At 74.7% G+C, this 12995-nt stretch carries 8 protein-coding genes; 7 read left to right on the top strand and 1 reads right to left on the bottom strand.

What is annotated here, in order from left to right; genetic code table 11:
* Positions 1-52 precede the first annotated feature (52 nt).
* The 7 genes from E6U81_RS21560 to E6U81_RS21530 all read left to right on the top strand — a co-directional run bounded on the left by E6U81_RS21560 (position 53) and on the right by E6U81_RS21530 (position 10803).
* Positions 53-340: a YlxR family protein gene (locus tag E6U81_RS21560; protein WP_030844383.1), complete on the top strand. Its 288-nt coding sequence runs from the start codon at positions 53-55 to the stop codon at positions 338-340.
* A 149-nt stretch (positions 341-489) separates the two neighbouring features.
* On the top strand, positions 490-3594 hold the full coding sequence (infB, locus tag E6U81_RS21555) for a translation initiation factor IF-2 (RefSeq protein WP_136231746.1): 3105 nt from the start codon (positions 490-492) through the stop codon (positions 3592-3594).
* 185 nt (positions 3595-3779) lie between these two features.
* Positions 3780-4073: a DUF503 domain-containing protein gene (locus tag E6U81_RS21550; RefSeq protein ID WP_030030358.1), complete on the top strand. Its 294-nt coding sequence runs from the start codon at positions 3780-3782 to the stop codon at positions 4071-4073.
* Positions 4074-4107: 34 nt separating this feature from the next.
* Positions 4108-4557, top strand: a complete 450-nt coding sequence (gene rbfA / locus E6U81_RS21545) for a 30S ribosome-binding factor RbfA (RefSeq protein WP_030651161.1) — start codon at positions 4108-4110, stop codon at positions 4555-4557.
* Entirely contained in the window at positions 4554-5489 is a 936-nt protein-coding gene (truB, locus tag E6U81_RS21540; protein ID WP_136231745.1) for a tRNA pseudouridine(55) synthase TruB, read from the top strand. The genes rbfA and truB overlap by 4 nt, the downstream gene beginning before the upstream one ends.
* A 224-nt stretch (positions 5490-5713) precedes the next feature.
* A complete protein-coding gene (locus E6U81_RS21535) occupies positions 5714-9709 on the top strand; it encodes a hypothetical protein (RefSeq protein ID WP_206309990.1) in 3996 nt (1331 codons plus the stop codon).
* A 137-nt stretch (positions 9710-9846) separates the two neighbouring features.
* Positions 9847-10803: a bifunctional riboflavin kinase/FAD synthetase gene (locus E6U81_RS21530; protein ID WP_136231744.1), complete on the top strand. Its 957-nt coding sequence runs from the start codon at positions 9847-9849 to the stop codon at positions 10801-10803.
* A 93-nt stretch (positions 10804-10896) separates the two neighbouring features.
* Here the strand turns inward: E6U81_RS21530 and E6U81_RS21525 are convergent.
* Positions 10897-12995 (bottom strand): MinD/ParA family protein (locus E6U81_RS21525; RefSeq protein ID WP_240803947.1); only part of this gene is annotated, 2099 nt, incomplete at its 5' end.

The following is a 12995-nucleotide window of genomic DNA, read 5'->3' as shown; positions in this document are numbered from 1 at the left end:
TTCCCCCGACACTTGTCGGGGGAGAGGTCGGTGCGGGGAGGTAGACTTAGGCGTGTCTGGCCGGACGCAAGCCCGCGCATGCCCCGAACGCACCTGTGTGGGGTGTCGGGAGCGAGCGGCCAAGAGCGATCTGCTGCGGATCGTGGCGATCGAGGACGAATGCGTCCCCGATCCTCGCGGTACGCTGCCCGGCCGGGGTGCGTACGTGCACCCTGCCGTGGTCTGCCTCGACCAGGCGGTCCGCCGCCGCGCGTTCCCCCGGGCCCTACGGTCCGCCGGAGCGCTCGACACGGCGAACCTGCGCAATGCCGTGGCCGGGAAAGCCGGGACCACAGCGTAAAGAAGTAGTACGGCACGGATACCCCGTGCGGTCAGGTACCTCGCGAGTTGGAAGTAGGTCGAGATTGCGATGAGCACTCGATGAGTACGCGATGAGTACGCCCATGAAGTAGCGACGGTCCGGCGTAACCCGGACCTAAAAGGAGCGAAGTGGCTAAGGTCCGGGTATACGAACTCGCCAAGGAGTTCGGGGTGGAGAGCAAGGTCGTCATGGCCAAGCTCCAAGAACTCGGTGAATTCGTCCGTTCGGCGTCCTCGACGATCGAGGCGCCGGTTGTACGCAAGTTGACTGACGCACTGCAGGGGCCCGGTGGCAACGCCGGCAAGTCCGCTGCAAAGCCCGGCGCGCCCCGCAAGGCCGCGCCCGCCAAGCCCGCAGCGCCGTCCCCGGCCGCTGCGGCACGTCCTGCTGCCCCGAAGCCCGGCGCACCGGCCCCCAAGCCGGCCGCTGCCGAGGTCCCGGCCGCAGCTCCCGTGACGCCGGCCGCCTCCGGCCCGCGTCCCGGCCCGAAGGCTCCGGCCGCCCCGAAGCCCGCTCCGGCGGCGCCCGTGGCGACCGAGTTCTCCGCGCCTCCGGCGGCTCCGGCCGCCCCGGCGCGTCCCGCCGCGGCCCCCGGCCCCCGTCCGGCGCAGCAGCGTCCGGCCGGTCCGGGTCAGGGCGGTGCCCGTCCCGGCGCCCCGCGTCCGGCCGGTGCCACCCCCGGTGCCCCCGCGCGCCCCGCAGGCACCCCCGGTGCCCAGGCACCGCGTCCGCAGGGCGCCCGTCCGGCCGGTCCCCGTCCGGGCAACAACCCGTTCACCTCTGGTGGCTCCACCGGCATGGCGCGCCCGCAGGCGCCCCGTCCGGCCGGCGCCCCGCGTCCCGGTGCCCCCGGCGCCGGCGGCGGCCAGGGTGCTCCCCGTCCGCAGGGCGGCCCCGGCGGCGCTCCGCGTCCGCAGGGTCCCGGCGGCGCCCGTCCGACCCCGGGCGGCATGCCCCGTCCGCAGGGCGGCGCCCCGCGTCCCGGTGGTGCTCCCGGCGGTAACCGTCCCAACCCGGGCATGATGCCGCAGCGTCCCGCTGCCGGTGGTCCCGGTCCCCGTCCCGGCGGCGGCCCCGGTGGCCGTGGTCCCGGTGCGGGCGGTCCCCGTCCCGGTGGCGCCGGTCGTCCCGGTGGCGGCGGCTTCGCCGGCCGTCCGGCCGGTCCCGGCTCGCGTCCCGCGGGCGGCGGCGGCTTCGGCGGTCCCCGTCCGGGTGGCGGCGGCTTCGGCGGCGGCCCGGCCGGCGCCGGTGGCGGCGGTCGTCCCGGCTTCGGTGGCCGTCCCGGCGGTCCCGGTGCCCGTGGCGGTACGCAGGGTGCCTTCGGCCGTCCCGGCGGTCCGGCCCGTCGCGGTCGCAAGTCGAAGCGTCAGAGGCGCCAGGAGTACGAGGCCATGCAGGCCCCGTCCGTCGGCGGCGTGATGCTGCCCCGCGGCAACGGCGAGACCGTTCGCCTGTCGCGCGGTGCGTCCCTCACCGACTTCGCCGAGAAGATCAACGCCAACCCGGCGTCGCTGGTCGCGGTCATGATGAACCTCGGCGAGATGGTCACTGCCACGCAGTCCGTCTCCGACGAGACGCTCGAGATGCTGGCCGGCGAGATGAACTACACGGTTCAGATCGTCAGCCCGGAGGAAGAGGACCGCGAGCTCCTCGAGGGCTTCGACATCGAGTTCGGCGAGGACGAGGGCGGCGAGGAATTCCTCATGCCGCGTCCGCCGGTCGTGACCGTCATGGGTCACGTCGACCACGGTAAGACCCGACTGCTCGACGCCATCCGCAAGACGAACGTCGTTGCGGGCGAGGCCGGTGGCATCACGCAGCACATCGGTGCGTACCAGGTCGGTACCGAGGTCAACGGTGAAGAGCGCAAGATCACCTTCATCGACACCCCGGGTCACGAGGCGTTCACCGCCATGCGTGCCCGTGGTGCCAAGTCGACCGACATCGCGATCCTCGTGGTCGCGGCCAACGACGGCGTCATGCCGCAGACGATCGAGGCGCTCAACCACGCCAAGGCCGCCGGCGTCCCGATCGTCGTCGCGGTCAACAAGATCGACGTCGAGGGTGCCGACCCGGTCAAGGTCCGCGGTCAGCTCACCGAGTTCGGTCTGGTCGCCGAGGAGTACGGCGGCGACACGATGTTCGTCGACATCTCCGCCAAGCAGGGTCTGCACATCGACTCCCTGCTGGAGGCCGTCGTCCTCACCGCCGACGCCTCGCTCGACCTGCGCGCCAACCCGGAGCAGGACGCTCAGGGTATTGCGATCGAGTCCCACCTCGACCGCGGCCGCGGTGCCGTCGCCACCGTCCTCGTCCAGCGCGGTACCCTCCGCGTCGGCGACACGATGGTCGTGGGCGACGCCTACGGCCGAGTGCGCGCCATGCTCGACGACAAGGGCAACAACGTCGAGGAAGCGGGTCCGTCGACCCCCGTCCTGGTCCTGGGTCTCACCAACGTCCCCGGCGCCGGCGACAACTTCCTCGTCGTCGACGAGGACCGCACGGCCCGCCAGATCGCCGAGAAGCGTGCTGCGCGTGAGCGCAACGCCAACTTCGCCAAGCGCGTCCGTCGTGTGTCCCTCGAGGACCTCGACTCCGTGCTCAAGGCCGGTCTGGTCCAGGAACTCAACCTCATCATCAAGGGCGACGCGTCCGGTGCGGTCGAGGCTCTCGAGTCCTCGCTGCTCCAGCTCGACGTCGGTGAAGAGGTCGACATCCGGGTCCTGCACCGCGGTGTGGGTGCGGTCACCGAGTCCGACATCTCGCTGGCGATGGGCTCCGACGCCATCGTCATCGGTTACAACGTCCGTGCGGCCGGCCGTGCCGCGCAGATGGCGGACCGCGAGGGCGTCGACGTCCGCTACTACTCGGTGATCTACCAGGCCATCGAGGAGATCGAGGCGGCCCTGAAGGGTCTCCTCAAGCCGGAGTACGAAGAGGTCGAGCTCGGTACGGCGGAGGTCCGCGAGATCTTCCGCTCGTCCAAGCTGGGCAACATCGCCGGTGTCCTCATCCGGTCCGGCGAGGTCAAGCGCAACACCAAGGCGCGCCTGCTGCGCGATGGCAAGGTCATCGCGGAGAACCTCAACATCTCCGGTCTGCGCCGCTTCAAGGACGACGTCACCGAGATTCGCGAAGGCTTCGAGGGCGGTATCAACCTCGGCAGCTACAACGACATCAAGATCGACGACGTCATCGCGACGTACGAGATGCGCGAGAAGCCCCGCGCGTAAGCGCGAGGCGGTTCGCACCGTGTCGTAACTCGTAACACCGGGGCCGGTCGGCGGAATATCCGTCGATCGGCCCCGGCCGTTGCGTGTACGGTTCTGGTGACCCGGCCGCGCGAGCGCCGGGTGATCCTGCCGGGCGACGGCCCGGCAGGCCACCGAACCCGCACCGGCGGGATATCCGGAACTGCATGTACGTGGGGACTCTGTCCTTCGACCTGCTCCTCGGCGACGTCCACTCGCTGAAGGAGAAACGCTCCGTCGTCCGGCCCATCGTCGCCGAGCTCCAGCGAAAGTTCTCCGTGAGCGCGGCCGAGGTGGGCGACCAGGATCTGCACCGCAGGGCCCGCATAGGGGTCGCGCTGGTGAGTGGGGACGCGGGGTTCCTCTCGGACGTACTCGACCGCTGCGAGCGGCTGGTCGCGGCACGTCCGGAAGTGGAGCTGCTGTCAGTACGACGGCGCTTCCACGGTGATGAAGACTGATTGCTTGTCTGCAAGAAAAGAAGGAGACGGACCAGTGGCCGACAATGCGCGGGCGAAGAAGCTGGCGGACCTCATCCGGGAGGTGGTGGCGGAGAAGCTGCAGCGTGGTGTCAAGGACCCCCGCCTCGGTACGCACGTGACCATCACGGACACCCGGGTCACCGGCGACCTGCGGGAGGCCACGGTCTTCTACACGGTCTACGGCGACGACGAGGACCGCGCCAGTGCGGCGGCGGGCCTGGAGAGCGCCAAGGGCGTTCTGCGCTCCGCGGTGGGCCGGGCGGCGGGAACGAAGTTCACGCCCACCCTGACCTTCGTCGCGGACGCCCTCCCGGAGAACGCCAAGACCATCGAGGACCTCCTGGAGAAGGCGCGCACCTCCGACGCCCAGGTGCGCGAGGTGTCCTCCGGCGCCCAGTACGCCGGCGACGCCGACCCGTACAAGAAGCCGGGCGAGGACGACGAGGACGCAGCCGCGGAATGAGCACCGACGCAGGGAAGACGCCCGGGGGCACCTCCCGGGCGGAGCCTGGGGGAGGCCTTGTCATCGTCGACAAGCCGTCCGGGTTCACTTCGCACGACGTGGTCGCCAAGATGCGCGGGATCGCCAGGACCCGCCGCGTCGGCCACGCCGGCACGCTCGACCCGATGGCGACGGGCGTGCTGGTCCTGGGCGTGGAGAAGGCCACCAAGCTCCTCGGCCACCTCGCGCTCACGGAGAAGGAGTACCTCGGCACGATCCGCCTGGGCCAGAACACCCTGACGGACGACGCCGAGGGCGAGATCACCTCTTCCACGGACGCCACCGGGGTCACCCGGGACGCCGTGGACGCGGGCGTCGTCAAGCTGTCGGGCGACATCATGCAGGTCCCGTCCAAGGTCAGCGCCATCAAGATCAAGGGCGTCCGCTCCTACAAGCGGGCCCGCGACGGCGAGGACTTCGAGATCCCGGCCCGGCCGGTCACCATCTCGTCGTTCCAGGTGTACGACATGCGGGAGGCGGAGGCCGAGGACGGCACCAAGGTCGTCGACCTCGTCGTCTCCGTCGTCTGCTCCAGCGGTACGTACATCCGCGCCCTCGCGCGCGACCTCGGCGCCGACCTCGGCGTCGGCGGGCACCTGACCGCGCTGCGGCGCACCCGGGTGGGCCCGTACAAGATCGACCGCGCGCGGACCCTGGACCAGCTCCAGGAAGAGCTGACCGTCATGCCGATCGGCGAGGCGGCCGCCGCGGCCTTCCCGCGCTGGGACCTGGACGCCCGGCGGGCCTCGCTGCTCGCCAACGGTGTGCGGATCGACATGCCGGAGGAGTACGAGGCCGGCCGTACGGTCGCGGTCTTCGGGCCGCAGGGCCAGCTTCTCGGGCTCGTCGAGAGCAAGAACGGAAAGGCGAAGTCCCTCGCGGTCTTCGTCTGATCGTTGACGTGGAGCGGTGAGCGCACATGCCGTGCTGCTCACCGCTCCACGACCCCCCTCGGGTAGGTCTCTATCCACCCGGACGCCGCTATTCACCCGTCCGAGCAGGCGCTCGGAGTGATGGAGGGAGCGTTGGGGGGCGCGTTCGCCTCGTGTTCTTCTCGTGCTGATCTTCACCTGCCTACCGTCGTGAGCACGGGGCGTTGCGGGGGAGTGGTGCGGCCATGGCGGAACTCGTCAAAATCTGCGATCCGGCCGGGCGGGAGCGCGGCAGCGGATTCGTCGCGGACGACCGCGGGACGGTCGTCACCGGTCACGAGGCCGTCGACGGCCTGACCCGGATCGTGCTGCACGCCTCCGGGCGGACCTGGCCGGCCGAGGCGGCCGACGTGACCGAGCTGCCCACCCTGGCGCTGGCCCTCATCCGCACGGACGGACTCGGGGTGCGGCCGCTGGCGGTGGCGCAGCGCGGGGCGATCGATCCGGGGACCTACGTACGGCTGCCCGCGCGGGGCTGGCGGCAGGCGCGGGTGCTGGGGGGCGCGCAGGTCGGGTACCGGGCGGGCGGCGTGCTGTACGCGGTGCCCGCGGGGGCCGCGGTGGAGCTGGCGATCGGCACGGACGGCCGCGACGCCCTCGCGCAGGGCGGGGAGGTCTGCGGGGGGCCGGTCCTCGACGCCGCCACCGGGGCGGTGCTCGCCGTACTGGGCACCGCCCTGCGCGCGGAGCACCGCTCCGGCGGCTTCGCGGTGGCCCTGCGGGCGGCGGCCGACTCCGATCCGCGGGGCCCCCTGGCTGCGCTCCTCGCACGCAACGCGGCGACCGTGCCGGGCCGCGGCGCCGACCTGAACCTCGCCGGGGCGCTGGAACTGGCCGCCTCGTGCGCCGTCCTCCCCCCGGACCGACCGGTGGAACGCCCCGGCATCGCCGCCGAACTGGAAGCCTTCACGGCCGGGGACCGACCGGTGCTCGGCCTCGTCGGCGACCCGGGCACCGGCCGTACGACGGAACTGGCGGCCCTGACCGCCCGCCGGGCCCGCGGCGCCCGACCCGCGCCGACGCTGTGGCTGCGCGGGGCGGACCTGCACGCCGACGACACCTCGCTGGCGGATGCGGCGACCCGAGCCCTGACGGCGGCCTCCCGCCCCGCGCACCGGCCGGCCGAGGCACCGGTCCCCGCCGCCCTCGATCCCCGGCCGGGCCGGACCCCGGAATCCGGCCCGCACACGACCGGGACCGGATCCGAAGACGTGCCGTGGCCCGCCGCCCCCGATTGCCGGCCCGGGCGTACCCCGGAAGCGGGCCCGTCCACAGGTGGTGGGGACGGGTGCGCGCCGGGCCGATCCCCGCAGGGCGCCGAACGCACCACCGCCGTACCGGCCGACCCCGAGTACCGTTCGGCGGCCGAGGAGCCGCCCCGGCGCGCGCCCGGCCCCACCGGAACCCCGCCCGCCGCATGGCCCGGCGAACCGGTGCCGGCCCAGCGCAGGACCTCGCCGGTCGAGGGGTGCGCCGAGGCGGTGTCCGGCTTCGGGGGAACCCTGTCCGACGGGGGGCTGGGGCGGGTGGTCCCCGCCGGGCCGGGTCAGCCGGAGCGCGGCCCTGACGGGACTGTGCCGGACGGGACGCGCAGCGAGCCGGTGCCCGGCCCGCGCGGGGCCGCACCGGTCGAGGGGCGTGGCCGGGCGGTGTCCGGCTCCGGCGGGGACGCCCCCGCGGGGCCGGGGCAGCCGGAGGGCGGCTCCGGGGGGACCGTGGCGGTCGAGCGGCGCAGCCAGGTGGTGCCCGGTCCGCGGGGGGCCCCGCCCGGGGAGCGGCGCGGCCGGCCGGAGCCCGCCGACCCGGCGGGAGCCGCAGCGCACCTCGCCCTCGTCGCCGCCCGCGCCGACCGGCCCCTGCTCGTCGTCCTGGACGCCCCCGAGGAGATGCCGCCGGAGCTCGCCCACCGGCTCGGACCGTGGACCGAGGCCACCACCGCCTGGCTGCGCGGCACCGGGGCCCGGCTGGTCGTCGCCGCCCGACCCGAGTACTGGGAGCGGGCCGGCGCCCTCCACCCGCCCGAGGCGCTGCACATCCCGGCCCGCGCGACCCCACAACTGCCTCCCGCCCTTCGGCTCGCGGACCTCACCGCCACCGAGGCGGACACCGCCCGGTCCCGCCTCGGCATCCCCGCCGACGCCGTCCGCGAGACCGACGCCCGGCACCCGCTCACGCTGCACCTCCTCGCCGGGATCCGCGCCGTCGGCGTCACCGCCGGCCGCGCCGGCCGCGACGAGGTCTTCGCCGCCCACTTCGACCTGCTGTGCCTGCGCAGCGCGGTCCGCATCGCCGCCGGAGACGCACCGGTGCACGGCCCCGGCGTCCGGCGGCTCGCCGCCCGCGTCGCCGGCCGCGTGCACGAGGCCGCCCGGCGGTGCCTGGGGCCGGGGCAGGGACAGCTGGACCGGGCCTCCTTCGAGGAGCTGTTCCCGTGGCGCACCGGCTGGGCCTCCGCCGTCCTCACCGAGGGGCTGCTGGTGCCCGCCGGGTCCGGCTACCGCTTCGCCCACGAGGAGCTGTCTGACTGGATCCAGGCCGGCCACCTCGACGTCCCGACGGCCCTCGGCGTGCTCGTCCACGGCCCCGCCAGGCCCGGGCCGCCCGTGCCCCGGCACCGGATCGGGCCCGTCCTGGAAGCCCTGCGCCGACTCCCTCCGGACCGGCTCCGCGAGGAACTGACCCGACTGGTCGACGCCCTGAACGGCTTCGCCGAAGCCCCGGCGGGGGCCACCGATGCCGCCCGCTCCGACCGCGGCTGGTGGGCCGCCCGGCTGCTGCGCGAGACCCTGCTGCGCCTCCCCGACGCGCACCCCCACCTCCCCGTCCTGCACGCCCTCGCCGAGCACGTCGCCCGGGCCGGCCCGGGCGAGTTCGGCGGCCGGTTCTGGAACCGGCTCCGGCTGGCCGAGCCCGACCGCCTCGACCTGCTGCGCCGGCTGCTCCCCGCAGACCCCGCCGAGGCGGTCCCCGGCGACCGCTACCTCGACGCCGTGGCCCGCCGGCTGGCCCGGGCCCCCCGGCGGACCCAGCCGCTGCTCTGCGCCTGGTTCACCGACGGCCGCCGGCTGCGCGGCCGCCCCGGGGCCACCGTCGCCACCGCCGCGCAGGCCCTGCTGCACACCCACCGCCACCTCGCCCCGGACGACCTCACCGAGGCGCTCGTCACCGCCGCGCACCCCCGCGCCGACGAACTGCTCGCCGTACTCGCCGAGGAGGAGACCGCCGCCCTGTGCCGGGCCGTGGACCGCTGGGCACACGACGAACGCCCCGCGCGCAGGGTCGCGGCCGCCGCCTACGGACTCGCCACCGCCCCGCACGTACGCACCCCCGCCGACCGGGAGCTGCTGCGCCGTGCCGCCCGGGCACTGCTCGCCCGCCCCGCCGACGTCACCCTGCACGGCAGCGCCCTGGCCGTACTGCTGCGCGACCCGCAGGTGCGCGCCCGCCACTTGCCCGAAGCCCTCGCGTCCTTCCGCGACCCCGGGCCCGGCTCCCGGTTGCCCGCCGAGGCGCTGGTGGCGGCCCTGCCCGTACTCCCGGACCAGGACGCGGTGTTCGCCGCACTGCGGGACCGCGCCGACGGGGAGGTGCTGCGCGCCCTGGCCTCGCTGAACACGCCGGGGCTGGCCCGGCGCGCGGCCGACCTCGTCCGGGAGCACCTCGTGCGTTGCCCCGGCGACGCGCCGCACGCCGCGGCCTTCGTGGACCGGCGGCTGGAGCAGGGCCCGGCAGCCGGTCCCGCGCTGCGCCGGCTCGTGCTGGACCTGCTGCGGACCGCGCCGGCAGGGGTGCGGGCCGAGCTCGCCGCGGTACTGGGCGCGCCGGGCGGGGAGCCCTCGTACGCGCTGCGCGGGGAGCTGGCCGGCGTACTGCTGCGCGAGGAGAGGGACGCGCGGGTGCTGGACGCGTTCCTCGGGGCGCTCGCGGCGGGTGCCGCGGAGCGCCCTGAGGACCGTACGCGGGAGCTGCTGCGCCGTACCGGGCGGCAGCTGCTGCGGGCCCCCGGCGGGCCGGCGGTCTTCGAGCGGCGGACGGTGGAGCTGGCCCGCGCCCGGCCGGTCTTCGGGGCGCTCGTGGCCCGCTGGCAGGCGGAGGCGGCCACGGAGGCGGCGGCCCTGCTGGGGCCGAGCGCCCGGCAGACCGTGGAGACCCTCGGCAGGGTCGCCGCGGATGTGACATGAGGAGGCGCGACGGCGGCCCGCCGGGCCCGTCCGGCCCGGATGCCGATGCGTGGCACCGGCTCCCGGCATGGCAGTCTTAGACCTGCAATCGGCAATCAGTTCAAGGACCAACCGGGTTCGGGCGAGGAGCGGTCACAGTGCAGCGGTGGCGTGGCTTGGAGGACATCCCCCAGGACTGGGGACGCAGCGTCGTCACCATCGGCTCCTACGACGGCGTGCACCGGGGACATCAGCTGATCATCGGACGGGCCGTGGCCACGGCGCGCGAGCTCGGCGTCCCGTCCGTCGTCGTCACCTTCGACCCGCACCCGAGCGAGGTCGTCCGCCCCGGCAGCCACCCGCCGATCCTGGCCCCCTACGACCGGCGCGCCGAGCTGATGGCCGGGCTGGGCGTGGACGCGCTGCTGATCCTGCCGTTCACCGCAGAGTTCTCGCAGCTGTCCCCGGCCGACTTCATCGTGAAGGTGCTCGTCGACAAGCTGCACGCCCTCGCGGTCATCGAGGGCCCGAACTTCCGCTTCGGCCACCGGGCCGCCGGGAACGTCGACTTCCTGCGCGAGCTGGGACCGACGTACGACTACCGGGTCGAGGTCGTGGACCTCGTGGAGCGCGGCGAGGCGGGCGGCGGCGTGCCGTTCTCCTCGACGCTGGCGCGCCGGCTGGTCGCCGAGGGCGACATGGACGGTGCGGCCGAGGTCCTGGGGCGTCCGCACCGGGTCGAGGGCGTGGTCGTGCGCGGAGCGCAGCGCGGGCGTGAACTCGGCTACCCGACGGCGAACGTGGAGACGCAGCCGCACACCGCGATCCCGGCGGACGGGGTCTACGCGGGCTGGCTGACGGCGGACGGCGAGCGGATGCCCGCGGCGATCTCGGTGGGGACGAACGTGCAGTTCGACGCGACCGAGCGGACGGTGGAGGCGTACGCGATCGACCGCGTCGGGCTGGACCTGTACGGGAAGCACGTGGCCGTCGACTTCCTCGCGTACGTGCGGGGGATGGCGAAGTTCGAGTCGCTGGACGGGCTGCTGGAGGCGATCGCCGACGACGTGAAGCGGGCGCGGGTGCTGACCGACGCGTACGACATGAAGCGCTGACGCAGGAACGGGCGAGGGCCCGTACTGTCCCGGAATCCGATGCGATCCGGGGCGGTACGGGCCCTTCCTGTTGTGCCTGCTCGGGCGCGGCCGTCAGCCGAGCCGCGGGTCGCGCGGCGGCTGGTGGGGCTGCTGCGGCGGGGCGGCCGGGGGCTGCTGCCAGGGCTGGCCGGGCTGCGGCTGCTGCGGGTAGGGCTGGCCGTAGGGGCCCGGCTGCTGCGGGGGCTGCTGGTACGGGGGCTGGCCCTGGGGCTGACCGTACGGCTGCGGCTGCGGCTGGTGGTGCTGCGGCTGCGGCTGCTGGGGGTGGGGCTGGTGGGGCTGCTGCGGTGCTCCCCAGTGGTTCTGCGGGGCCTGCTGCTGGGCCCGCAGGAAGTCCTCGGCCACGAGGGCGGAGAGGTTGAAGTACGCCTCGCGGGTCTTGGGCCGCATGAGGTCGAGGTCCACCTCGGCGCCGGCCGCGAGGTGCTCGTCGAAGGGCACCACGACGACACCGCGGCAGCGGGTCTCGAAGTGCTGCACGATGTCCTCGATCTTGATCATCTTGGCCGTCTCGCGGACCCCCGAAATGACGGTGAGGGAGCGGGAGACCAGGTCCGCGTACCCGTGGGCGGAGAGCCAGTCGAGGGTGGTGCTGGCGCTGCTGGCGCCGTCCACGGACGGGGTCGAGATGATGATCAGCTGATCGGCCAGGTCCAGGACGCCGCGCATGGCGGAGTAGAGGAGGCCGGTGCCCGAGTCGGTGAGGATGATCGGGTACTGGCGGCCCAGCGTCTCGATGACGCGGCGGTAGTCCTCGTCGTTGAAGGTCGTGGAGACCGCCGGGTCCACGTCGTTGGCGATGATCTCCAGACCGGAGGGCGCCTGCGAGGTGAAGCGGCGGATGTCCATGTACGAGTTCAGGTACGGGATCGCCTGGACCAGGTCCCGGATCGTCGCCCCCGTCTCGCGGCGGACGCGGCGGCCGAGCGTGCCGGCATCGGGGTTCGCGTCGATGGCCAGGATCTTGTCCTGGCGCTCGGTGGCGAGGGTGGCGCCGAGCGCGGTGGTGGTCGTGGTCTTGCCGACGCCGCCCTTGAGGCTGATGACGGCGATGCGGTAGCAGGACATGACCGGGGTGCGGATCAGCTCCAGCTTGCGGCGGCGCTCCGCTTCGGCCGCCTTGCCGCCGAAGCGGAACAGGCCGCCGCCGCCCGCGCCGTTGTTGTTGCTCTTGGGCTTCTGCTTGTTGCGCAGCAGCCGGTCCGAGGACAGCTCGACGGCGGCCGTGTAGCCGAGCGGCGCGCCTCCGCCGGTGGGGCCGGCCGCGTACCGCGGGTCGTGCGGCTGGGGCTGGGGCTGGGGCTGGGATTGAGGGGGCTGCTGACCGGGGCCGACGGGCCACTGCCCGGCGGCGCGGGGGTCGTACTGCGGCTGCGGCTGCGGGGGCTGGTGCTGCTGCGGCGCGGGCGCAGGAGCAGGCGGCGGGAAGCCGTAGGAGCCCTGTGTCGCGAACGAGGACGGCAGCGGCGGCAGTTCACCGGCGGGCCCTCCGAAGGCGTTCTCCCCGGGGGCCGCGGGCGTCCCCTCGGCCGGGGGAACGGGGTACGGCGGGACCTCGTCCACGGGAGCCGGGGGCGCGGGGGCCGCGAACGGCGCGGGCACGGCGTCGGCGGGCTCCGGGGCGGCCTGCTCGGCGGTGGCCGCGACCGGCGGGAACGGCGCCGGAGGCACGGGAGCCGGAGGCACGGTGCCGGACGGGGCGGGCTCGGGCGGGGCCGCCGTGAAGGGGGTCGGGGCCTCGGGCACCGGAGGGGCCCCTTCGGCCGGGGCCGGAGCGGGGTACGGCGGCTCGGGTGCCTGCACCGGTGCCGGGACCTCGGGCGCCGGAGGAGCGGTCTCGGCCGGAGCCGGAGCCGCGTACGGCAGCGCGGGGGCCTGGAACGGTGCCGGAGGCTCGGGCGCCGCCGGGACGGGCTCGACCGGAGCCGGGTCCGGCGGTTCGGGCGCCGCGATCGCTGCCGGACCGGAGTACGGCAGCTCGGGTGCCACGATCGGCTCGGGAGCCGCGTACGGCGGCTCGGGCGCCTGCACCGGTGCCGGGACCTCGGGCGCCGGAGGAGCGGTCTCGGCCGGAGCCGGAGCCGCGTACGGCAGCGCGGGGGCCTGGAACGGTGCCGGAGGCTCGGGCGCCGCCGGGACGGGCTCGACCG

The organism is Streptomyces sp. A0592, from assembly GCF_004795115.1.
Classification (GTDB): domain Bacteria; phylum Actinomycetota; class Actinomycetes; order Streptomycetales; family Streptomycetaceae; genus Streptomyces; species Streptomyces erythrochromogenes.
The sequence above is the reverse complement of the archived record's forward strand: the minus strand, read 5'-3'. Positions and strand labels throughout refer to the sequence as shown.